19 protein-coding genes and 1 tRNA gene are annotated in these 21,444 nt (G+C 67.3%); 8 read left to right on the top strand and 12 right to left on the bottom strand.

Features of this window, described 5'->3' with window-relative positions:
- Position 1: 1 nt before the first annotated feature.
- Positions 2 to 415, top strand: a complete 414-nt coding sequence (cueR, locus tag B7Z76_RS09390; RefSeq protein WP_291343548.1) for a Cu(I)-responsive transcriptional regulator — start codon at positions 2 to 4, stop codon at positions 413 to 415.
- Between the two features lie 148 nt (positions 416 to 563).
- Positions 564 to 1,358 carry a YiiX/YebB-like N1pC/P60 family cysteine hydrolase gene (locus B7Z76_RS09385; RefSeq protein WP_174502851.1) on the top strand — a complete coding sequence of 265 codons (795 nt, stop codon included), beginning with the start codon at positions 564 to 566 and terminating at the stop codon, positions 1,356 to 1,358.
- An 87-nt stretch (positions 1,359 to 1,445) separates the two neighbouring features.
- Here B7Z76_RS09385 and B7Z76_RS09380 read toward each other — a convergent pair whose 3' ends face one another.
- Both B7Z76_RS09380 and B7Z76_RS09375 read right to left on the bottom strand, forming a co-directional pair.
- On the bottom strand, positions 1,446 to 3,227 hold the full coding sequence (locus B7Z76_RS09380; RefSeq protein ID WP_291343545.1) for an IlvD/Edd family dehydratase: 1,782 nt from the start codon (positions 3,225 to 3,227) through the stop codon (positions 1,446 to 1,448).
- Between the two features lie 11 nt (positions 3,228 to 3,238).
- Positions 3,239 to 3,991: an SDR family oxidoreductase gene (locus tag B7Z76_RS09375; protein ID WP_174502853.1), complete on the bottom strand. Its 753-nt coding sequence runs from the start codon at positions 3,989 to 3,991 to the stop codon at positions 3,239 to 3,241.
- A gap of 127 nt (positions 3,992 to 4,118) precedes the next feature.
- Here B7Z76_RS09375 and pncA point away from each other — a divergent pair, with 127 nt between their 5' ends.
- Both pncA and B7Z76_RS09365 read left to right on the top strand, forming a co-directional pair.
- Positions 4,119 to 4,730, top strand: a complete 612-nt coding sequence (gene pncA, locus B7Z76_RS09370; RefSeq protein WP_174502854.1) for a bifunctional nicotinamidase/pyrazinamidase — start codon at positions 4,119 to 4,121, stop codon at positions 4,728 to 4,730.
- A gap of 13 nt (positions 4,731 to 4,743) precedes the next feature.
- Positions 4,744 to 7,845, top strand: coding sequence for an AsmA-like C-terminal region-containing protein (locus B7Z76_RS09365; RefSeq protein ID WP_174502855.1), 3,102 nt, complete (start codon positions 4,744 to 4,746; stop codon positions 7,843 to 7,845).
- Positions 7,846 to 7,927: 82 nt separating this feature from the next.
- Here B7Z76_RS09365 and B7Z76_RS09360 read toward each other — a convergent pair.
- A tRNA-Tyr gene (locus tag B7Z76_RS09360) sits at positions 7,928 to 8,013 on the bottom strand.
- A gap of 169 nt (positions 8,014 to 8,182) precedes the next feature.
- Between B7Z76_RS09360 and rlmB the strand changes: the two genes are divergently transcribed.
- Positions 8,183 to 9,013 carry a 23S rRNA (guanosine(2251)-2'-O)-methyltransferase RlmB gene (gene rlmB / locus B7Z76_RS09355; RefSeq protein WP_174502856.1) on the top strand — a complete coding sequence of 277 codons (831 nt, stop codon included), beginning with the start codon at positions 8,183 to 8,185 and terminating at the stop codon, positions 9,011 to 9,013.
- On the opposite strand, the gene pqqE is transcribed toward rlmB, so the two are convergent.
- From pqqE to B7Z76_RS09315, 8 genes are all read right to left on the bottom strand, one after another.
- The gene (gene pqqE / locus B7Z76_RS09350; RefSeq protein ID WP_174502857.1) at positions 8,995 to 10,110 is read right to left on the bottom strand and encodes a pyrroloquinoline quinone biosynthesis protein PqqE; all 1,116 of its coding nucleotides are present in this window, start codon (positions 10,108 to 10,110) and stop codon (positions 8,995 to 8,997) included. The genes rlmB and pqqE overlap by 19 nt on opposite strands.
- Entirely contained in the window at positions 10,107 to 10,382 is a 276-nt protein-coding gene (pqqD, locus tag B7Z76_RS09345) for a pyrroloquinoline quinone biosynthesis peptide chaperone PqqD (RefSeq protein ID WP_174502858.1), read from the bottom strand. Before pqqD ends, pqqE begins: the two co-directional genes overlap by 4 nt.
- Positions 10,379 to 11,119, bottom strand: coding sequence for a pyrroloquinoline-quinone synthase PqqC (pqqC, locus tag B7Z76_RS09340; RefSeq protein ID WP_174502859.1), 741 nt, complete (start codon positions 11,117 to 11,119; stop codon positions 10,379 to 10,381). The genes pqqD and pqqC overlap by 4 nt, the downstream gene beginning before the upstream one ends.
- Positions 11,116 to 12,039, bottom strand: a complete 924-nt coding sequence (pqqB, locus tag B7Z76_RS09335) for a pyrroloquinoline quinone biosynthesis protein PqqB (protein ID WP_174502860.1) — start codon at positions 12,037 to 12,039, stop codon at positions 11,116 to 11,118. Before pqqB ends, pqqC begins: the two co-directional genes overlap by 4 nt.
- Before the next feature lie 58 nt (positions 12,040 to 12,097).
- The gene (gene pqqA, locus B7Z76_RS09330) at positions 12,098 to 12,175 is read right to left on the bottom strand and encodes a pyrroloquinoline quinone precursor peptide PqqA (protein ID WP_174504788.1); all 78 of its coding nucleotides are present in this window, start codon (positions 12,173 to 12,175) and stop codon (positions 12,098 to 12,100) included.
- Between the two features lie 223 nt (positions 12,176 to 12,398).
- Positions 12,399 to 13,193, bottom strand: coding sequence for a xanthine dehydrogenase family protein subunit M (locus B7Z76_RS09325; RefSeq protein WP_174502861.1), 795 nt, complete (start codon positions 13,191 to 13,193; stop codon positions 12,399 to 12,401).
- A 12-nt stretch (positions 13,194 to 13,205) separates the two neighbouring features.
- A complete protein-coding gene (locus B7Z76_RS09320) occupies positions 13,206 to 15,611 on the bottom strand; it encodes a xanthine dehydrogenase family protein molybdopterin-binding subunit (protein ID WP_174502862.1) in 2,406 nt (801 codons plus the stop codon).
- Between the two features lie 66 nt (positions 15,612 to 15,677).
- Positions 15,678 to 16,175 (bottom strand): (2Fe-2S)-binding protein, encoded by a 498-nt coding sequence (locus tag B7Z76_RS09315; RefSeq protein WP_174502863.1) that lies wholly within the window; start codon positions 16,173 to 16,175, stop codon positions 15,678 to 15,680.
- Positions 16,176 to 16,387: 212 nt separating this feature from the next.
- On the opposite strand from B7Z76_RS09315, the gene B7Z76_RS09310 reads away from it, so the two are divergent.
- Genes B7Z76_RS09310 through B7Z76_RS09300 form a run of 3 tightly spaced genes read left to right on the top strand, consistent with a single transcriptional unit; the run spans position 16,388 to position 19,325 of the window.
- Positions 16,388 to 16,804, top strand: a complete 417-nt coding sequence (locus B7Z76_RS09310) for a GtrA family protein (RefSeq protein WP_291343538.1) — start codon at positions 16,388 to 16,390, stop codon at positions 16,802 to 16,804.
- Positions 16,805 to 16,855: 51 nt separating this feature from the next.
- The gene (locus B7Z76_RS09305) at positions 16,856 to 18,340 is read left to right on the top strand and encodes an exopolysaccharide biosynthesis polyprenyl glycosylphosphotransferase (RefSeq protein WP_291343536.1); all 1,485 of its coding nucleotides are present in this window, start codon (positions 16,856 to 16,858) and stop codon (positions 18,338 to 18,340) included.
- The gene (locus B7Z76_RS09300) at positions 18,330 to 19,325 is read left to right on the top strand and encodes a glycosyltransferase family 2 protein (protein WP_174502866.1); all 996 of its coding nucleotides are present in this window, start codon (positions 18,330 to 18,332) and stop codon (positions 19,323 to 19,325) included. The genes B7Z76_RS09305 and B7Z76_RS09300 overlap by 11 nt, the downstream gene beginning before the upstream one ends.
- A 4-nt stretch (positions 19,326 to 19,329) precedes the next feature.
- On the opposite strand, the gene B7Z76_RS09295 is transcribed toward B7Z76_RS09300, so the two are convergent.
- Positions 19,330 to 21,423 (bottom strand): ComEC/Rec2 family competence protein, encoded by a 2,094-nt coding sequence (locus B7Z76_RS09295; RefSeq protein WP_236656271.1) that lies wholly within the window; start codon positions 21,421 to 21,423, stop codon positions 19,330 to 19,332.
- Positions 21,424 to 21,444 lie beyond the last annotated feature (21 nt).

The raw sequence follows: 21,444 nt of genomic DNA, 5'->3' as shown, positions 1-21,444 counted from the left end.
CATGACCGGCAGGGAGATGACCATCGGCGAGGCCGCGGCGCTGAGCGGCGTTTCGGCCAAGATGATCCGCCATTACGAACGGATCGGCCTGATCGGCCCACCCCTGCGCGGCGAGACCAACAATTATCGGTTCTATGACGATGCGCTGGTGAACGAGCTTGGCTTCATTCACCGGGCCCGCGATCTCGGTTTCGCCATCGCCGATATCAGGGCCCTGCTCTCGCTCTGGCGCGATCGCAACCGCCCCTCGCGCGAGGTGCGCGCCATCGCGGTGGCGCACATCACCGCACTCGAAGCCAAGGTCGCCGCATTGCAGGCGATGAGCGCACAATTGCGCCACCTGGTGAACAGTTGCGAGGGGAGCGACCGACCGGATTGCCCGATCCTCGACGAACTGGCGAGCCCTGGATACTGACACCGGATACTGAATACTGACAAAAGCCGGCGCGACCTTTGCCTCCCCTCCTGACCTCGGCTTATGATCCTCACGGCAAAGCCGGCACGATACGGCCCAAGGGGGAACGACGCTTGATCCGACACGGCGCAGCAGGGTTTGACGGCGGATGAACCGCATCGCCGGCTGGATCGGCGGGCGGCTCGCGCGGTTTCTCTCCGCCCCCGCCCATCAGCACACCATCGCCCCGGCGACCGACATTGCGCTGCTCGCTTCCTGTCTCGAACCCGGAGATGTCGTCCTGGTCGAAGGACACAGCCGGTTCAGCATCGCGATCAAATATCTGACCCAGTCCACCTGGTCGCATGTAGCACTTTATGTCGGGTTGCGCCGCCGCACCGCGGCGGACCCGCCGGAGCCCTGCTTCGTCGAAGCCGATGTGGTGGAAGGCGTGCGGATGGTCGGGCTCGAAGCCTTCAGGGACTACCATCTGAGGATCTGCCGCCCTGTCGGCCTGTCGGAAAACGAGCGGCAAAGGGTTATGGATTTCGCGCTTTCGCGCCTCGGCGCGCAATACGACCTGCGGAACGTGTTCGATCTGCTGCGCTACACGATCCCCACACCGCCGGTGCCGGTGCATCTGCGCCGCCGGCTGATCGCCTTCGGCGCCGGCGACCCGACACGGGCGATCTGCTCGACGCTGGTGGCGCAGGCATTCCACGCGGTTCTCTACCCGATCCTGCCGATGACCGGGCCGCATGGCTCGCACGCGCATGATTGCGACATGTGCGTGGCCGAAATCCTGCGCGTGCGGGATCACCAGCTGTTCGTGCCGCGGGATTTCGATGTCTCACCGTATTTCGAGGTGGTGAAACCCTCGCTGGCCGGCGGGCCCGCCGCGCTCGAAGCCGCGCGGCAGGCGCTGCGGGGGACGGACGGCGCCGGTCGGCACCTCTGGCGTTAGAGCACGTTCCGATCTCTTTGGATCGGATGTAGTTCTCAATGCCCCCGAAGCCGCCCGGAACCGAACCCGGGCAGCTTCGGGACACGGTCAGTGATTGTCGCGCGGCACGCCGAAGCGTTCGGCGACGCGCTGGTATTGCGGCGCATTCTCCAGCACCGCGCCGGTTTCGAGCTGGCCGGTGAAGCGGCGATGGATGTCCTGCCACGGCGTCTGGTTGACCAGATCCGGCAGGGTCAGCGCCGCCCGCCGCGCGGCAAGCTCGGCCTCGTCGATCAGGATATTGGCGCTGCGATCCTTGAGATCGACACGGATGACATCACCGGTCCTGAGCAGCGCGAGCCCGCCGCCGACCGCCGATTCCGGCGAGGCGTTCAGGATCGACGGGCTGCCCGACGTGCCGGACTGCCGGCCATCGCCGATACAGGGCAGCTGGTTCACGCCCTGGCGCACCAGCGCATCCGGCGGCAGCATGTTCACCACTTCGGCCGAGCCGGGATAGCCGATCGGCCCGCTGTTGCGGATCACCAGGATGCAGTTTTCATCGATATTCAACGCGGGATCGTTGATCCGGTGATGATAGTCCTCCGGTCCCTCGAAGACGATCGCGCGGCCCTCGAACGCATTCTCATCGCCGGGGCGGCGCATATAGCGGGCGCGGAATTCCTCGGAAATCACCGAGGTCTTCATGATCGCGCTGGAAAACAAATTGCCGCTCAGCACGGCGAAGCCCGCATGCTCGGCGAGCGGATCGTCGAAGCCGCGGATCACGTCGGCATCGCTGCTGCGCTTGCCTTCATTCTCCTCACCCATGCTGCGGCCGCTGACGGTCAGCGCGTCGGCGTGGAACTTGCCCTGGCGGATCAGCTCGCCGATCACCGCCGGCAGCCCGCCCGCGCGATGGTAGGATTCACCGAGATACTTGCCGGCCGGCATCATGTTGACCAGCAGCGGGATCTCGTAGCCGATCCGGTCCCAATCCCTGATGTCGAGCTCGACGCCGATATGCCGCGCGATGGCGATGACGTGCGGCGGGCAGTTGGTCGAGGCGCCGATCGCCGAGGCGCAGACGATGGCGTTCTCGAATGCCTTGCGCGTCATGATCTTGGACGGCCGCAGATCCTCATGCACCATCGCGACGATGCGCTTGCCGGTTTCATAGGCAATCTGCGCGCGCTCGCGGTAAGGGCCGGGAATGGCGGCGCAGCCGGGGAGCGACATGCCGAGCGCCTCGGCCATCGCGTTCATCGAGGATGCGGTGCCCATCGTGTTGCAATGGCCGACACTCGGCGCGGAACCGGCCACCATGTCGATGAACTTGTCATAGTCGAGCTGGCCGGCGGCAAGCCGCCGCCGGGCTTCCCACACGACGGTGCCGGAGCCGACCAGTTCGCCCTCGAAATGCCCGTCCAGCATCGGCCCGCCGGAGAGGACGATGGCGGGCAGGTCGACCGTCGCCGCCCCCATCAGCATGGCCGGCGTGGTCTTGTCGCAGCCGGTGGTGAGCACCACGCCATCGAGCGGATAGCCGTACAGCACCTCGACAAGCCCGAGATAGGCCAGATTGCGATCGAGCGCGGCGGTCGGCCGCTTGCCGGTTTCCTGGATCGGATGCACCGGAAACTCGATCGGCACGCCCCCGGCGGCACGGATCCCGTCCGCGACGCGCTTGGCGAGTTCGAGATGATGCCGGTTGCACGGCGAAAGGTCGCTGCCGGTCTGCGCGATGCCGATGATCGGCTTGCCGGATTGCAGTTCCTCGCGCGTCAGCCCGTAATTGAGATAGCGCTCGAGATAGAGCGCCGTCATGCCCGGATTGCCGGGATTGTCGAACCACTCGGTGGAACGGAGACGTTTCGGGGTGCTGCTCATCGCGGTTTCCTTCAGTTCGACCAGCCGCCGTCGATCACATGGGCGACGCCTGTGGTGAATCGGGATTCGTCGGACGCCAGATACAGGGCAAGAGAGGCGATCTCCTCCGGCGTGCCGAGCCGTCCCATTGGCTGGCGGGCGACGAATTCGGCCTCGATGGCCGCCTCATCGACACCGCGGGACGCGGCGAGGGCGGCGATGCGCCCGCGCAGCGAGGGGCTTTCCACGGTGCCGGGGCAGATGGCATTGCACCGCACGCCCCGCGTCACGTAATCCGCCGCGACCGATTTGGTCAGCCCCACCACGGCCGCCTTCGAGGCGCCATAGGCGAAGCGGTTGGGCACCCCCTTGATGGACCCGGCAGCGGACGCGACATTGACGATCGACCCGCCGCCGCCCGCCAGCATTGCCGGCAGGAACGCGCGGATCATGTGGAACATCGCCGTCACGTTCAGATCGAAGGAAAACGCCCAGTCGGTGTCAGGACAGTCGAGCACCGAGCCGTGCGCGACATAGCCGGCGGCGTTCACCAGGATGTCCACCCGGCCGAGGGAAGCGGCCAGCGCGCGGATCGCGGCATCGTCCTGCACGTCGAGCCGCGCGATCTCGGCGCCGGCGAGCCCGGCGAGAAGGGAAGGCTCGCGATCGGTCGCGATCACGCGCGCGCCCTCGCGGACCAGCACCTCGGCAATGGCGCGGCCGATGCCCTGCCCCGCGGCGGTCACCAGCGCGGTCTTTCCCGCAACCCGCCCGAAATGTGCCATCTTGTCGTTGCCTCCCTGCGTTGCTGCCTGCCTTGCCGACAGCAGTTTGATTATTACCGATAACGGACATCGCGGGCAACTGTCACGCCCCCTATCTCGACAGCCAGATGCCGGCTATTCTCCGCCAATGGATCACCGCACGGCCCTTGTCGTCATCGATGTCCAGGTGGATTTCTGCGCCGGCGGCGCGCTGGCCGTGCCGGATGGCGATGCGGTGGTGTCGGTGATCAATGCCCTCGCGCGGCATTACCAGACCGTGGTGATCACCCAGGACTGGCATCCGGCCAATCATGTCTCCTTCGCCAGCCAGCATCCGGGGCAGACCCCGTTCGGCACGATCCCCCTCGCCTACGGGCCGCAGGTGCTCTGGCCGGACCATTGCGTGATGGACACGCCCGGCGCGGCACTGCACCGCGACCTGCACATCCCGCATGCCGCGATGATCCAGCGCAAGGGGTCGAACCGACTCATCGATTCCTACTCCGCCTTCCTCGAAGCCGACCGCACGACGCGGACCGGGCTCGACGGGTGGCTTGCCGCGCGCGGCATCGAGCGGGTCGATCTCTGCGGTCTGGCGACCGATTACTGCGTTGCCTGGTCGGCACAGGATGCGCGGCAATTCGGGCTGGAAGCGCGGGTGATCGAGCCGGCCTGCCGGGGGATCGACCTTGATGGATCGCTGGCGGCGTCATGGCAGGCGATGGCGGCCGCCGGCGTGGCGCGGGTCGCTTCGGTCTGATACCAGCGGAGACATGGACGAAGACGGCGATTACCGGCGCAAGAGGCAGCAGACCACGCGCCGGCGGGGCATTCTGGCTGCCGCCGCGATCGGCCTGATCGCGCTGCTCGGCCTCGCCGCGGTCTTCGGCCCGATCCTGGTCTCGGGGAATTACCATCGCGGCGCGATCGAACGCCTGGCCAGCCGGGTCGTCGGCAGGCCGGTGTTCATCGAGGGTGGGATCACGCTCTCGCTGCTGCCCGATCCGCAACTGGTGGCTGAGGATGTCATCATCGGCGGCCCGCACGGCGCGCAGGCAACCGCGGCGGTCCTCAAGCTCGAACTTGCTCCGGGGCCGCTGCTGTTCGGCCGGCTTCGCGCCCACCGGCTGATCCTGCGTCGGCCGGACATCGACCTGCCATGGCCGCTGCCGGGCGGCGCCGGTGCGATCGCGCCGCCGCCATGGCTCGGCTCGCTGCACGCGACCATCGATGACGGCACGTTCCATGTCGGGCCGCTGCGGCTCGACCACGCCAACCTGTCGATCTTCACCGGCGGCCCGCGCGCGGTGATCGCCGCCGGCGGGACGATGCGGATCGGCGGCTTCGACGCCGCCATGACGCTCGATATCGATGATACCGGCAGCGCCGGGCCCGCACCGGTGACCGCGACGCTCAAGCTGCACAGCGCAGGCCATGCCGAGCTGAAATTCCACGGCACGCTCGGCCATGACAGTTTCCTCTCTGGCGCGATGGCGGCGACAGCCGACAAGACCGCGATCGCCAGCCTGCTGCCGGCCCTCAAGGAAAGCGCCGCACCGTTCGACATGACGGCAAGCCTTGCCGCGACCGGGCAGCAGGTCCGGCTCGACGACGTCGCCATGCAGTCGGGAGGGATGCAGGCGGGAGGGGACGCCGTGTTGTCCCTCGCGCCGGCACCGTTGCTGCGGGTGACCGCGCAGGCGACGGGGCTCGACCTCGATCTGGCCGCAATCCTGGTCTCCGGCATGCGGCGCCAGCTCCCGGTCGCCGCCGCGCTCGACGTCTCCGGCACGCTGTCAGGACTGCCGGTCAACGGCGCGCACGGAACGGTACTGGCCGATGATGCCTCGCTGCGGGCGGAGCAGGTTTCCGTCCCCCTGCCGGGGCAAGCGATTCTCGGATTTTCCGGTCCGATATCGCCAGCCTTGAGCGGGCATTTCACCATCGAGGCACAGGATCCCGCAGCCACGCTCGCAATCTTGCGGCATCAGCTGCCCTATCTGCCCGCATGGCCGAAAGGTGCGGGCCGCCTCGATGCCGCCGGCATGGCGAGCGTTACACACGGCGGCACCCTGGCGCTCGACGATATCGCCGGGCACGTGGCGATGGGAACAGCCAGAACCGGCTTCACCGGCGCCTTGCACCTCACCCCCGCACCCGCCGGGCAACCGACACGCATCGCCGCCCGGATCGGTCTCGACCGGCTTACCCTCGACCAGCCGATGATCAAGGATCTGCTCGCGGCGCTGTCCGATCCGGCGCCACGCTATGCCGGACCGCTGCAGATCGCCGTGGGGGCGCTGGAAAAACCGGCCGGGCAACCCAACGCGCCTTCGCAGGTGATTGCGACCGATCTCAGGATCGACGCCAGCCTGCGCGACAAGGCGGCAGGTGGCGGGCTGCATATCCGCCTCGCGACCATGCACATGGGAGGCGGGCTGCTGATCGGCCGCTTCCTGCGCAAGGCGGATGGCGCTATCGTCAGGAGCCGTCTGTTCCTGGTCGGGCCGAATGCAAGCCATGAGGCGACGGCGCTGGCGGCGGCGTTCGGCGTGCCGGCGGCATGGGACGATCAGCCGGCATTCCGGCACGATTTCTCGCTCACCATGGCGGCGGATGGCCCCGCCACGGCGCTGGCGACGCATGTCAGGCTACGCGTCGGCCTGGTACGCGCGTCGGCGCACCCCACGATCGATCTTGCCGCCGGCAGTGCCGCCGGGTCGCTCACGTTTCGTGCCCCGAACGCCGCACGGCTGATCCTCAGCCTCGGCGGCGCCGGCCTGCTCGGCGAACGCCAGGGGCTGGGCTGGCCGGGGCCCGGCTCGGCCAGTCTCAGGGCGGCGGGATATGTCACGCCAGGCGGGTTCGGCTTTTCCGATTTTGTCGCCTCGCTGGGTGCGCTCACCGTCTCCGGGCGGGTCGATGTCGATACAGCGCATGGGCCGAAGCGGATCTTCGGCCGGATAACCGCCGACACGCTGCCGGTTCCCGACACAGTCAGCCTGATGGGGCTGGCGCAAGCCGCCCTCGGCGGCAATGTGCGGATCGACATGCCGCGTCTGACCGCCGCAAGGGTCGAGCGTTACGGCGAGACGGTCGCCCGGCAGGCGGATTTCGGGATCACGCTCGATCAGGGGAAGCTGGCGCCGCATCTGGCGATCGATATCGGCAGCGCCGGATTCGCCGGCGGCAAACTCTCTGGCCGGGCCGTTCTCACCGGCGCCTCAGGCAGCACGCCGGCCACGCTCAGCCTGCGGGCGCGGCTTGCGGGCGGGAATTCGGAAGCGATTGCAGCCCTCGCGGCGCCGCAGGGGCTCGACCTGCCGCTTGCCGGCGGAACCCTCGATATCGCGGCCGATCTGATGGCGCAGGGGGATGGCCGCGCCGCCTGGTTGCGCACGCTCAGTGGGAGCGTGACGGCAAGCAGCCACGATATTACGGTGAGCGGACTGAACCTCGCGTCTGCCGGCCAGACCCTGGCCGCGGCGACGCGCGCGCCACACCCGATCGGGCTGATCGCGGCATCTCGCATGCTGCGGACGGCGCTGAGTTCGGGGACGTCGGCCTTCACGCTTCTCAACCTGACCGCGACAGTCGGCAACCGCACGATCCGGCTCGACCATGCTGCCCTCAGCGGGCCATTGGGCGAGATGACCGCGCGCGGCCATCTCGATCTTGCCCAGGATCAGGTCGACCTCGCAATTGCCGTGCATCCGGCAATTCCCGATGCGAGGGCCGTCCCAGCTCTGACCGTCACTGTCAGCGGCCTCGCCTCCCGCCCCAGGCGGCGCATCGACGTCGCCAACGGCATCGGCTGGATCCGCCATTCGCTGACCGCGGCAAGGCGCGGCGCTGCCGCACCGACAGCGCGGTGAAGAATGTCAGCCGGAGAACGAGCAGACGAAACAGCCTCGCCGGATAACTTGCCGGTGCGAAAAACGATCGATCGTGTTGGGATGGTGGAGAGGGTTGGATTCGAACCAACGTAGGCGTGCGCCAGCGGATTTACAGTCCGCCCCCTTTAGCCACTCGGGCACCTCTCCGCCGCCCGTAATCTTCGATCAGGCCTGTGTTGTCAACAGCGCACCGCGCACGCTGGAGCCGGTTTCGATCCAGCCGGATCGGATGTCATGCGCTGTCTTGTTGTTCGTCTAAGCGTCTTTATCGGATCAGATGTTTCCATCTGATCGGATGATGCTCTAGAGAGCCGCCATGGACAGACGCGACAATCAGCCACACCCGCGCGGCGGGCGGACGCACAAGCACAATCGCACATCCCCACCCCAAGGGCGCGGCCATGGTGACGTGGGGCGCGAACGGCGCCCGCAGGCGGCCGGCGGCGGCTTCTGGCTCTACGGGCTGCACCCCGTCGAGGCAGCCTTGGCGAATCCCGCGCGCCGGCTGCGGCGGCTGCTGGTGACGGAAGAGGGCGAGGCGACGCTCGCCGCACGGCTGCCGCAACCCTGGGCCATCCAGCCCGAACGGGTTGAGCGCGACCGGCTGGAGCACATGCTGGGCCGCGGGATCGTCCATCAGGGAATCGCCTTGCAGACCGACCCGCTGGTCGCCCCCACCCTGGCCGATGCCCTGAAACGTCCCGGACCCGTGCTCGTGCTCGACCAGATCACCGATCCGCGCAATGTCGGCGCCATCCTGCGCTCGGCACAGGCATTCGGCGCGGCAATGGTCATCGCGCAGGAGCGCAACGCACCGGAGGAAGGCGGCGCGCTCGCCAAGGCGGCATCCGGCGCGCTGGAGCGGATGCCGTTGCTGCGGACCGTGAATATCGCGCGGGCGCTGATCGCGCTCAAAGCCGCGGGGCTCTGGGTGATGGGGCTGGATGCCGCCGGGACATCATTCCTGTCCCGCGACGCGCTGGGCGGCAGGCGCGCGGCACTTGTCCTCGGCGCCGAGGGCGAAGGCTTGCGTCGCCTTACCCGCGAAACCTGCGACGAGCTGGTTTCGCTGCCGATGCCGGGCGGGATGGAAAGCCTGAACGTGTCGGCCGCTGCCGCCGTAGCGCTCTACGAGATCATCCGGTAGACGAAAGCCTCGCTTCCGGCCGCACTTTCCTCGACCGCGAGGTTCAGCATCCTGTCGTGATGCGGCGACAGGCTGCAGGCTGGATCGGTTGCCCCCGCATCGCCGGCAATGGCCAGCGCCTGACAGCGGCACCCGCCCCAGTCGATCTCGGCGCGCTCGCATCCCTTGCAGGGGGCAGGCATCCAGTCAGTGCCGCGATAGGCGTTGAAGGCTTCCGAATTCAGCCAGATTTCGGCAAGCGACTTGTCCTTCACCGAATCAAAGCGCAGGTGGCCGATCGTCTCCGCGGCGTGGCAGGGCAGGACCTTGCCGGAGGGGGTGACATTGAAGAAGCGCCTGGCCCAGCCGCTCATGCAGGATTTGGGGCGCGACGCGTAATAATCGGGGACGACGTAATCGATGTTCAGGACGCCTTCGAGCCGCTTGCGCGCTTCGTCGACGATGCGGGTCGCCTCGTCGAGCTGGCCGCGCGTCGGGATCAGTGCGGCGCGGTTCTTGAGCGCCCAGCCGTAATATTGCACATGCGCCACCTCGATTCGCTGGGCGCCGGCCTCGACCGCGAGATCCAGCATGGCGGGCAGCTGATGCAGGTTCTGGCGGTGCATCACCGCGTTGACCGTGAGCGCGAGGCCGGCATCGCGCACGAGCCTGGCCGCGGCGAGTTTCTTGACATGCGCGTTGCGAAGCCCGGCGACGTGATCGGCAATACCGCTCTCGGCACCCTGAAAGCTGATCTGGACATGATCGAGCCCGGCCTCGGCCAGCATGTGCATCTTCTGCTGGTCGAGCAAAACAGCGGAGGTGATCAGGTTGGTGTAGAGCCCTTCGCGATGCGCGTGCTGGACGAGCTGTGCCAGATCGTCACGCGCCATCGGCTCGCCGCCGGAAAAATGCCCTTGCAACGCGCCGAGCGCCGCGGCCTCGGTGATCACGCGCATCCATGTCGCCGTATCCATCTCGTCGCGCGCGCGATCCATGGCGAGCGGATTGGAGCAGTACGGGCATTTCAGCGGACAGCGATGGGTAAGCTCCATCATGATCGCCATCGGCGGCGCAACGGCCGCACGCGTGACCGAAGCGGGTGCGAGATCGTTCATGCCGCGATCATCCCCTTTTTCGCCAGATCGTTGAGCATCTCGATGCAATCGGCCAGCACCGCGTCGCGCGGCGCTTCGTAGCGCGCCGCCAGCAGGTCGGCGATGCCGCCGACGCTGGCCGTTCCGTCAACTGCCTCAAGGATCGCGACGGCGATCTCATCCGGCATGATGACCAGTTCGGGCGCGAGCAGGACATGGCAATTCCGCGCCGCATCGAACCGGAAGCGGACATGCCGCGGCAGGCGGGGCACGCTGGACTCGGTGAGGGTCACGACCACACGCCTTCATGGCCGAACGCGCCGGGCGGGATCAGCCCTGGGCTGACATAGGCATGGTGCAGGGCGTCGAGCTGCGCCCAGAGCACGTTGCATTTGAAGGTGAGCGCCGCGATCGCCTGCTGCTGCTGTTCGGGCGTGCGGGCATGGCGCTTGACATAGTCCAGCGCGAAATCCGCATCGCGCGGCGCCTGATCGAGGCGCGCGTTGAAATAGGCCAGGGTTTCCCTGGTGATGAAATCGTAGTTCGCGAGCATGCCCGAGACGCGTTCGGAAATGATCGTCGGCGAGAACATTTCCGTAAGCGAAGAGGCCACCGCCTCCAGCAAGGAGCGGTCGCGCACGAAATCGACATAGGCGCGCACGGCGAAGCGGGTCGCCGGCAAGGCGCGGCGCTCGCTCACCACCATGTCGCGATCAAGACCGAGCCCCTCGGCCAGCGCCAGCCAGCGGACTATGCCGCCTTCGCCCGGCGCATTGCCGTCATGATCGACAAGCCGCTGACGCCAGGCCCTGCGCAAGTCGGCATCGTCGGTGCGGGCCATCAGCGTCGCATCCTTGATCGGGATCGCCGCCTGATAACAGTAGCGGTTGAGTGCCCAGGCCTGCACCTGGCGCTTGTCCAGCTTGCCACCATGCAGGAGTTGATGAAATGGATGGCGGTTGTGGTATCGCGCGGCACCGACGGCGCGCAACGCCGATTCCAGGTCGTCGGGGCTCAGCAGCACGGTCATAGCACGATCTCCATTCCGTCATGCGCCACGGTCCAGCCGGCGCGCTCGGCTTCGGCCCGTTCGGGCGAATCGTCGAGGATCATCGGATTGCTGTTGTTGACATGCACGAACACCTTCCGCGCGACGTCGAGCCCGGCAAAGGCCGCGATCGATCCGTCCGGCCCGCTGACGCTGACATGCCCCATCCGCGCGCCGGTCTTGGGCAGGAGCCCCGCCTCGATCATCTCGTTGTCGTGCCAGAGCGTGCCATCGAACAGCACGAGGCCGGCGCCGCGCACCCGCGCCGCAACATCCGCCGAAACGCGGGCGCAGCCGGGGATGTAGAAGAACGACTTGCCCTCATCATCGGCGATACGCAGGCCGATCGTGTCGCCCTCGGACGAGCCGAAATCCGTCCGGCTCGCATCCTCGGCATAGAGTGCGACCTTGCCCGGCACCACGAAGGCCTCGACCGTCATGCCCAGATCCCGCCCGGCACCGTCCGCAAGCCGCGTCGGCACGCCGACCGGCAGTTCCCTGCGGGGGACAAGGTTCGCATCGAGCACGCGAAAGATCTTGCTGTCCTCGATCAGGTCAAGAATCCGCCGCCCGGCATAGAGGCCGAAGCGGTGGCCTTCGCGCAGGTTGAGCAGGCCGGCGGTGAAATCGACATCGCCGCCGGTGAGAACGGCCGCGACGATCGGGCTGTCGCGCAGGCCGGAGCGCGGCTGGAGCGCAGGCGTTGCCAGGATCTGTTCGCGCAGGTCGGGCGATGCGTTGAAGATCACGTAATCGGAATTGTTGACGCTTACAGCAAGGGCCGCCTGGGTACGCGGCCGTGCCGCCGGATCACCATGTCGGGCGCGCGCGCAATTCGCGCAGGCGCAGTTCCACTGCGGGAACCCGCCTCCGGCAGCGGCACCGAGAACAATCAGTTTCATCGATTTGAGAGTTCACCGGAACCGGCGCAAAGCATCGGTTCCGGTGCCTTGGTTCAGATTAGCCGAGATCAGCGCAGGCGTAGCAGTTGATTTCGGTGCCAACAGCGATTTCGACGAGCTTCGGCTTGGTCCACATGGATTTGTCTCCTGGATCGTTGAGGTACGAATGCGTTTTCCGCTTTTGTCTCCGCGAGATGCGGAGTGACGCGACAATACGACATGTCGATAACGACGCAAGTGGGTAATCCGCGATCCCACCCGGTTGTGACAAAACGGGACAGCACTCCGGCTACAATCCCCGCATGAGAAAAGGGCGGCCCAGGGCCGCCCTTTCCCGATCAGCCTGCAGTGCAGAACGATCAGCCGCAGGAAGCGACCGCCCGGCGGGCCATCACGCCGACGAGGTGCGCGCGATAGGCCGCACTCGCATGGATGTCGCTGTTCATGTCCTCCTCGGGCGTCTTCACGTCGCGAATCGCATCGGGTGCGAAATTCGCCGAGAGCGCCTGTTCCATCGCCGCATGACGGAACACGCCGTTATTGCCGGCGCCGGTTACCGCGAGGCGGGCGCCCCCGGCGGTCTTGGCGACGAACACGCCTACCATGGCGTAGCGCGATGCCGGATTCGGGAACTTCTCGTAGGCGGCCTTTTCCGGGATCGGAAAGGAGACCTCGACGATCAGTTCATCCGGCTCCAGCGCCGTCGTGAACATGCCCTGGAAATAGTCATCCGCCGCAATTTCGCGCCTGGTCGTGCGGATCGTGGCGCCGAGGGCGAGTGCGGCGGAGGGATAGCACGCGGAAGGATCGTTATTGGCCAGAGAGCCGCCGATCGTGCCGCGGTATCGAACCTGGCGGTCGCCGATATGGCTGGCCAGATGCGCCAGCGCCGGGATCGCGTCGGCAACGACCTTCGAGGTGGCAACCTCGCGATGCGTGGTCATCGCCTTGATGACGAGCGCGTTGCCTTCGCGGCGGATGCCGGAGAGGCCGAGCCCGCCGAGATCGACCAGCGTGCTCGGCTTGGCAAGCCGCTGCTTGAGCACGGGGATGAAGGTCATGCCACCGGCAAGCGCCTTGGCCTCGGGATCGCTCCCCAGCGCCTTGACCGCATCGTCGATTGCGGCCGGTTTCTGATAATTGAAATCGTACATTGCGTCTCTCCGTTACTCGGCAGCCATCCGCGGCGACGCCGCGTTGATGATCGACCAGATCTTCAGCGGTGTCGCCGGCATGTCGATATGGGTGACCCCATAATCGCGCAGCGCATCGACGACGGCATTGATCACCGCGGGCGGGCTGCCGATCGCGCCGACCTCGCCAACCCCCTTGGCTCCAAGCGGGTTGTGGGTGCACATCGTCGATTCGGTCCCGACATGGATGTTCACCAGGTTGTCCGCGCGCGGCATCGTGTAGTCCATCAGCGATCCGGACAGGAGCTGGCCGGTCTCGTCGTAGATCGCGTGTTCGAGCAGCGCCTGGCCGATACCTTGGGCCACACCGCCGTGAACCTGGCCATGCACGATCATCGGGTTGATGACCCGGCCGATATCGTCGACCGCGGTGAAGTTCAGCATGCTGACGACACCGGTATCGGGATCGACCTCGACCTCGCAGATATGGCACCCGCCGGGGAAGGTGAAGTTCTTCGGATCGTAGAATGCCGTCTCGTCGAGGCCGGGCTCGAGTTCGTCGTGCGGGTAGTTGTGCGGCACATAGGCCGTCAGAGCGATCTCGCCGAATGCCTTCGACTTGTCGGTGCCCGCGACGGTGAACTTGCCGTCCTTGAACTCGATGTCGTCGACCGAGGCTTCCATCAGGTGGGCGGCGATCTTCTTGCCCTTGGAGATGATCTTGTCGACCGCCTTGACGATCGCCGAGCCGCCGACGGCGAGCGAACGGCTGCCGTAGGTGCCCATGCCGAACGGGATCTTGCTGGTGTCACCATGCACGATCTCGACTTGCTCGAACGGCACGCCGAGCTGGTCGGCGACGAGCTGGGCGAAGGTCGTCTCATGGCCCTGGCCGTGGCTGTGCGTGCCGGTATAGAGCGTCACCGAGCCGGTCGGATGCACCTTGACGTTGGCGACCTCGTAGAGCCCTGCCCTCGCGCCGAGCGCGCCGGCCACCGCCGACGGCGCGATGCCGCAGGCTTCGAGATAGGTCGACATGCCGATGCCGCGCAGCTTGCCGCGCTTCGCCGACTCCGCGCGCCGCGCCTCGAATCCGTTCCAGTCGGCCAGCTCCATGCAGCGCGCGAGCGTCGCCTCATGGTTGCCGCTATCGTATTGCAGCGCCACCGGCGTCTGATACGGATAGGCGTCGGCGGGGATGAAATTGCGCCGGCGGATGGCGACACGATCCATCCCCATCGTCTTCGCCGCGACATCGACGAGGCGTTCGAGCAGGAAGGTGGTCTCCGGACGGCCGGCGCCACGATAGGCGTCGACCGGGACGGTGTTGGTGAAGAGCGCCTTCACTTCCGAATAGATCGCGGGCGTCGTGTAGACGCCGGCGAGCAGCGTCGCCGAGAGATAGGTCGGCACCGACGGCGCGAAGGTCGAGAGATAGGCGCCGAGATTGGCCATCGTCTTGACCCGCAGCCCGAGGAATGCGCCGTCCTCGGCCAGCGCCAGCTCGGCATGGCTGATATGGTCGCGGCCATGAGCGTCGGTGATGAAGGATTCGCTGCGCTCGCAGGTCCATTTCACCGGCCGGTTCACCTGCGCGGCCGCCCAGGTCACCGCCGCTTCCTCGATATAGTGGAAGATCTTGGCGCCGAACCCGCCGCCGACGTCGGGTGCGACGACGCGCAGCTTGTGCTCGGGGATCTGCAGCACGAACGCGCCCATCAGCAGCCGGATCACATGCGGGTTCTGGCTGGTGGTGTAGAGCGTGTGTTCACCGGTCGACCGGTCGAAATCGCCGATCGCCGCACGCGGCTCGATCGGGTTCGGCACCAGCCGGTTGTTCACCAGGTCGATCGTCGCGACCTTGTGGGCCTTGGCGAAGGCGGCATCCACGGCGTCCTTGTCGCCGATATGCCAGTCGAAGCAGACATTGCCCTTGGCCTCGTCATGCACGAGGGCAGCACCCTCGGCCGTCGCCGCGATCATGTTGGAGACCGCCGGCAGCGGGTCGATGTTGACCACCAGCGCCTCGGCGGCGTCCTTCGCCTGGTCGACAGTCTCGGCAATCACCATCGCGATCGCATCGCCGACATACCGGACCTTGCCCTGGGCCAGCACCGGATGCGGCGGCTCGACCATCGGCGAGCCGTCCTTGCTGTGGATCTGCCAGCCGCACGGCACGCCGCCGATGCCGGCCTTGGCGATGTCGTCACCGGTGAAAATGGCGACAACACCCGGCATCGCCCGCGCGGCGGCGGTGTCGATCGACCGGATGACGCCATGGGCCACGTCCGAGCGGCGGAACACGGCATAGGTCTGGTCGGGGCGGTTGATATCGTCGGTGTAGTGACCGCGGCCTGACAGGAACCGGCGGTCTTCCACGCGCTTCGGCGAGTCGCCAATGCCGCCCTTCACGATGTGCGGCAAGGTCGTATCGTTCATGGATGATCTCCCGAAATTTTTCTTGCACCCGGACATACGGGTGCTTCACCTTTTGCAGCCGGAACCTTATTCGGCGGCCTGCGGCAGCTCGCGCCCATGCATGAGCGGCCAAGCGGCGGCGATCGCCTTGACGATGTTGTGGTAGCCCGTGCAGCGGCAGATATTGCCTTCGAGTTCCTCGCGGATCTGCTGCTCGGTCAGGCCTTCCGGATGGCTCTCGACCAGATCGATCGCGCTCATCACCATGCCCGGGGTGCAGAAGCCACATTGCAGGCCGTGATGTTCGCGGAACATCTCCTGCATCGGGTGCAGCGTGCCGTCGGCTGCCGCCAGCCCCTCGATCGTGGTGATCTCGCTGCCATTCGCCTGCACCGCGAGCATCGTGCACGACTTCACCGACTTGCCATCGATCTTGACCACACAGGCGCCGCACTGGCTGGTGTCGCACCCGACATGTGTGCCGGTCAGGTGAAGGTTTTCGCGCAGCATCTCGACGAGCAGCGTGCGGGCTTCCACCTCGGCGGTCGCCGGCTTGCCGTTCACCGTGAGTTTAACCTGGGGCATTGATTCCTCCGTTCATGATGGCGCGGGACCCTCCGCCCGGATGATCCGCTTCCTTATACCATGATGATGGGGCTCTCCGGCGTTGGTCAAGAGAACCGGACAGCTTTCTTACCGCAAGGTGCGAATTTGACAGAATTTGTCACAGGCCAGGTTGCGCACTGCCGGAAGCCTGTTAACTCTCCGGCCGCATGCCGGCCCTGCCCTCACCCATCATGCTGATCACCAGCCGCCTCCCGGCGCGTCATCGCGATGCGGCGGGCGAATTGCTGCGGTTCGGCACGGTTGGCGTCTTTGGCCTGCTCGTGGATATCGCCGCGGTCTATGCGCTCATCCCCAGCCTCGGGCTCTACGGCGCGGGCATGGCGGCCTACGTCTTTGCGGCAAGCTGCAACTGGATGTTGCACCGGATCTGGACCTTTCGCGCACGCACCCAACGCCCCGCCCACACGCAATGGTTGCGCTTCCTGCTCGTCAACATGATCGGCTTCTCGATCAACCGCGGCGCCTATTCCCTGCTCATCGCCAGCTTCGTGTTGCCGCGGCACTACCCCGTGCTGGCCGTGTGCGCAGGTTCCGTTTCCGGCTTTCTGGTTAATTTTCTGCTTTCCCGGCGTCTGGTTTTCGGTTAATTCAATACAATCTTCAGTTGTATCCCCGAAAGCCGAGGTCGTTCCGGACCGATGTCGCAGACCGCTTTCAACTCCATCGCCAAACCTGTCCGCAACGGAGCGGCAGCAAGACAGCCGCAGGCGCCCGGCCGGCACATCCATATCGGTATGCATGCCGGCCTCTTCCTGCTGCTGGTTACCGACATCGCCGCCGCCTGCCTCGGCCCGCAACTCGGCTCCCGGTTCCTGCTTTCCGCCCCCACCATGGCGCGTGGCCTGCCAAGTCAGCTCGTCTATGCTGCGCTGACCGTCATCACGCTGGCGGGCTCGGGGCTTTACGAGCCGGGGCCGGTCCGCGCCCCGCTCGATCACGCAACCTCGATCATGCGCGCGCTTGTGGCGGCGGAAACGCTCTCATTGCTGCGGATCGCGGTGCTGCGGCCGTCGCCGACAGCACCGCCGCTCGGTACATCGTTCGGCTGGGCAATTGCCGCCTTCACCCTGACCGCGACCCTTCTGTTCGCAGGCCGGATTGCCGTGGCCCGGATCTGGCAGCGTCATGGGATCGGCGTTGCCCAGGGGGCCGCGGCCCTCGTGACCACCGCGCCGTGCGACCGCGCGGTCTGCGACCAGCTCGATCGCCTCGCCGATCATCGCCTTGGATATATTTTCTGCCTGGGGCTGGCGACCTCGTTGGGTCTGCGCGCGATTGCCGATGTCGCGACGCTGGAGGGGCTGATCCGGTCCGACCAGATCGGCGATCTCATCGTCGTCATCCGCCGCGGCGACAGCGTGCAGACGCGCGGCCGGCTGGACGCGCTGCTCGCCCGCCTCGCGGACCAGCCGGTCAGGATACGTCTCGCCTTCGACGCCGCTGCCGAAATCGGCGCCGGCGACCTCGCTGCGGGCCTCGGGCTTCGCCTCGTCACGGCGCTCGACCGGCCGATCCGCCCCCTGGCTGCATCAGCGAAACGAGGGATGGACATCATTGGCGCCGCCCTCCTGAGCGTTCTGCTGTCCCCGCTCCTCGCCGCCATCGCCATTTCACTGTGCCTGTCCGGCCCGGTTCTGTTCCGGCAGCGCCGGATCGGGCTGGATGGCGTCCCATTCACCGTTTTCAAGTTCCGCACGATGCACCCGCAGGACGCCACGGGTCGCAACATCCCCGTCGTCCAGGCGCGCGCGGGCGACCGGCGGATCACGCGGCTCGGCCGCGTTCTCCGCCGCCTCTTGCTCGATGAACTGCCGCAGCTCGTCAACGTGCTGCGCGGCGACATGTCGCTGGTCGGTCCCCGGCCCCACGCGCCGCATACAAGCGGCGGGGACTTCACCTTCGAACAGGCGATCGCGTTCTACGGCGTGCGCCACCGGGTAAAGCCGGGGCTGACCGGCCTTGCACAGGTGCGGGGCCTGCGCGGCCCGGCGGAGCGGCGCGACCTCGTGACCGCGCGCGTCGCCGCCGATCTCGATTACATCGAGCGATGGTCGGTCTGGCTCGATATCGCGATCCTGTTGCGGACGGTTCCCGCCGTGCTCATTGGGCGCAATGCCGTCTGAGCCGCACCTGCTGGCGGGAACGCCGCCGCCCGGCCGCGCCTATGATGCGGATATCGTCATTCTCAGCCATCAGCGGCCGCGCGAAACCATCGCCGCCCTCCGCTCGGCCGCGTCCCAGACCGGCATGGACAGCCATGTCATCATCCTGGACCAGGCCTCGGATGCAGCCATGCGCGCGGCCCTGACAGCCGCGGCGCAGGACTATGAAAATGTTGCGGTTTATGGCGTCGCGCGGAATTTAGGCGTGCCGGGGGGCCGCAATCTCGCCGCAACGCTCGGGCGCGGCAGGACGATCATCAGTCTCGACAATGATGCCGTCTTCGCTGACCGCGACACGGCGGCGCACGCCGCGCGGCGGATCGCCGGCGCAGATCGCCTCGGGGCGATCGGGTTTCGGATACTCGCGGCCGATGGCGCCTGTCTCGACCGGACGAGCTGGGGATATCCCGCGCGCCTCGTGCGGCAGGCGGAGCGGCGTTTCACCGCCACCACCTTCGTCGGCTGCGGCCATGCCCTGTCGCGCGCCTGTTTCGAGCAGCTCGGGGGGTATGACGCGACGCTGTTCTTCGCCTGGGAGGAATATGAATTCGCGCGCCGCGCCATCGCTGCCGGCTGGAAGATCGAGCATCACGGCGACCTCGCGGTCGTCCACGCCGTGTCGCCCGAAGCGCGCATGGGCTGGAGCGCGGGGCGGTGGCGCCATTTCGTCCGCAACCGCCTGCTGATCGCGCATGACTGGGATGGCCCGGCGGGCTTCTGGCTGCGCGCCGGCGTGTATCTGGCGCGCGGCGCCATGACGTCGCGCCTTGGCCAGACGCTCGGGGCCATTGCCGAGGCGCGTGTCCTGTCGCGCACCAGGCCCCGGCAGGGCAACACCGCCGCCGCGCGGCGCTACGTTTTCCTGCATGAGACCTGCAATCGGCTGCCGTGCACCGCCCGCTTCAGAGCACGATATACGATCAAGAAACCCCATCCGATCGGATAATGCCCTATCGGCGCCGGTGCCAGCGCGGCGGCCAATCCGGCACCCAGGGCCGCGCGCCCTGCACGTCCCGATCCGTCGCGAACCGCAAGCGGGCCCCGCTGAAGCGCAGGGCGATCGCGCCATCCCGCCACACGCTGAAACGGTCGAGCACGACGCGCCCACGGCCACGACAGGCGCCGCGCAGGGGCCGCGGCGAGACGACCACGCGCGCCTCGCCGCAGCCGCCCTTCGCCGCGGCAGGACCGTCGAGATACAGCACCCGCCCGCGATCGAACCGGCATCGACCGTCGGGGCAGAGATCGGTTGCCCTCGCCACGCGGACGCGATCATGGGCGAAAACCGGGCGCCACTGCGCCAGCGTGTAGTTGTCGGCTCGTCGGGTCACGAGAATCCGCACCACCGCGCCATCCCGCACCGCGACGAGAGACGCTGTCGGCGAGACGAGCACATCCGGCGCGCGGCCTGTCATCATGCCCGCAAGGCCGATCGCGACCAGCGGCGCCCCGGCGAAGCGCGTCCGGTCCCGCAGCAGGCCCAGCAGCGCCATGCCGAAGCCCAGCAGCGCAACCGGCCAGCCCGGACTTGGCCCGATCGCGATGAGGGCGTGCGGCAACTCGCCGACAAACCGGGCAACGGCCAGAATCGCGGCGATCCCCCACCCCATCGGCGCCAGCGCCAGCGCCTCGAGATGCAGCGGCATCAGCAGCAGCGCCACCATCCCCGCGGGCAGCACGATCAGCGCGGTCAGCGGCACAGCGACCAGATTGGCGAGGATGTAGTAGGGCTGCACCTGCTGGAACTGGTAGGCGGCGAAAGGCATCGAGGCGCCGCCTGCGAGCAGCGAGGTGAAGGCCAGCGCCGCCACATGCCTCCCGAGGCGCTGGTGCCATCCATCGCCTCCGATCGTGAGCCGGCGGCCGAACGCCTCGTAGCCGGCAATCAACGCCAGCACGGCCGAGAAGCTCATCTGGAAGCTCGGACCCGGAACCGATTGCGGCTCGATCAGCATCAGCGCGAAAGCCGCCAGCGCCAGGCCACGGAGCGACAGCGCCCGGCGCCCCGCGACGATGCCGAGCAGGACAAGGCCCGCCATTGCGAGGCTTCGCTCGATCGGAACGTGAAACCCGGTCAGCGCCGCGTAGACCAGACCGCCGGCGAAGGCGACGAGCGAGGCGACCACCTTGGCCGGGACCCGCAGGAGCAACGGCTCGGACAGTCCAGCCGCGAATCGCGCCACCGCGAACAAAGCGCCCATCACGATCCCGATATGCAGGCCGGCGACGGCAAGGATGTGCGCAAGCCCGGCGGTGATGAAATCCTGCCGCTCACGGGCGGGGATCGCCGACTCGAACCCGGTCAGCAAGGTCGCCGCCACCGGCCCGGTCGTTGGCGGCATGGCGGTCAGGACACGGGCGGCGATCGTCTCCCGCAGCCGCCTCAGCGCGCCGGCCCAGCCCGGCCGCCCCGGACGGATGATCGCGATCTTGCTCACGGCAAATCCGACCGCCCCGATGCCCGAGAAGAACTGGTCCCGCGCGAACGACCACCCGCCGGGATAGGCCGGGCGCGAGGGGGCGAACAGAAAGGCGCGCACACGGACAAGGTCTCCGGCGGCAAGGCGAAGATCGTCGCCCTTGCGCAGCTTGACCCGCACCGCGCGGGCCAGGGCGGGTCCGCCATCGAGCCGCGGCGAAGCGAGTGCCACCCGGCGGCCGGTCGGGAGAATATCGATCGAGCTGACCCGCCCGGCGACGGTGACGACGCCATGCGGCACGAGGATCGGCGGCGGCATCGCGATCGCCTGCCACTGTGCCCGCCCGAAGCCGATCGTCGCGAAGAGGAACAGCGCGGCGATACGTCGGAGGACCGGACGCTGCCAACAAAGGGCAAGGCCACCGCCGGCCAGCATGATCGCCACAGGCGCGATCCAGACCGGCGGTTCACTGCCAAGGTCGAAATAGAGAAGCACGCCAGCCAGCATCGCCACGGGCAGGAACAGCACGATGCGCCCCGCATAGGAGGCCGCCCGATAGCCACCGTCCGGCGTTGTGACCGCCGACGAGGGTGTCGTTCTGTCGATGGTCAGTCCGGCGTCCAAAGGATAATTCTCAACTGAAAG

The organism is Acidiphilium sp. 20-67-58 (assembly GCF_002255515.1).
In the GTDB taxonomy this organism is placed as follows: Bacteria; Pseudomonadota; Alphaproteobacteria; order Acetobacterales; family Acetobacteraceae; genus Acidiphilium.
The sequence above is the reverse complement of the archived record's forward strand: the minus strand, read 5'-3'. Positions and strand labels throughout refer to the sequence as shown.

Excerpts from the sequence above, each read along its gene's own strand:
- B7Z76_RS09300 (WP_174502866.1), top strand. The coding sequence starts at position 18,330 with ATGCCGTCTGAGCCGCACCTGCTGGCGGGAACGCCGCCGCCCGGCCGC.
- B7Z76_RS09310 (WP_291343538.1), top strand. The coding sequence starts at position 16,388 with ATGCTGATCACCAGCCGCCTCCCGGCGCGTCATCGCGATGCGGCGGGC.
- rlmB (WP_174502856.1), top strand. The coding sequence starts at position 8,183 with ATGGACAGACGCGACAATCAGCCACACCCGCGCGGCGGGCGGACGCAC.
- B7Z76_RS09385 (WP_174502851.1), top strand. The coding sequence starts at position 564 with ATGAACCGCATCGCCGGCTGGATCGGCGGGCGGCTCGCGCGGTTTCTC.
- B7Z76_RS09305 (WP_291343536.1), top strand. The coding sequence starts at position 16,856 with ATGTCGCAGACCGCTTTCAACTCCATCGCCAAACCTGTCCGCAACGGA.
- B7Z76_RS09375 (WP_174502853.1), bottom strand. The coding sequence starts at position 3,991 with ATGGCACATTTCGGGCGGGTTGCGGGAAAGACCGCGCTGGTGACCGCC.
- B7Z76_RS09315 (WP_174502863.1), bottom strand. The coding sequence starts at position 16,175 with ATGCCCCAGGTTAAACTCACGGTGAACGGCAAGCCGGCGACCGCCGAG.
- pqqE (WP_174502857.1), bottom strand. The coding sequence starts at position 10,110 with ATGAACGATCTCGCACCCGCTTCGGTCACGCGTGCGGCCGTTGCGCCG.
- B7Z76_RS09320 (WP_174502862.1), bottom strand. The coding sequence starts at position 15,611 with ATGAACGATACGACCTTGCCGCACATCGTGAAGGGCGGCATTGGCGAC.
- B7Z76_RS09380 (WP_291343545.1), bottom strand. The coding sequence starts at position 3,227 with ATGAGCAGCACCCCGAAACGTCTCCGTTCCACCGAGTGGTTCGACAAT.
- pncA (WP_174502854.1), top strand. The coding sequence starts at position 4,119 with ATGGATCACCGCACGGCCCTTGTCGTCATCGATGTCCAGGTGGATTTC.
- B7Z76_RS09325 (WP_174502861.1), bottom strand. The coding sequence starts at position 13,193 with ATGTACGATTTCAATTATCAGAAACCGGCCGCAATCGACGATGCGGTC.
- cueR (WP_291343548.1), top strand. The coding sequence starts at position 2 with ATGACCGGCAGGGAGATGACCATCGGCGAGGCCGCGGCGCTGAGCGGC.
- pqqC (WP_174502859.1), bottom strand. The coding sequence starts at position 11,119 with ATGACCGTGCTGCTGAGCCCCGACGACCTGGAATCGGCGTTGCGCGCC.
- pqqA (WP_174504788.1), bottom strand. The coding sequence starts at position 12,175 with ATGTGGACCAAGCCGAAGCTCGTCGAAATCGCTGTTGGCACCGAAATC.
- pqqB (WP_174502860.1), bottom strand. The coding sequence starts at position 12,039 with ATGAAACTGATTGTTCTCGGTGCCGCTGCCGGAGGCGGGTTCCCGCAG.
- B7Z76_RS09365 (WP_174502855.1), top strand. The coding sequence starts at position 4,744 with ATGGACGAAGACGGCGATTACCGGCGCAAGAGGCAGCAGACCACGCGC.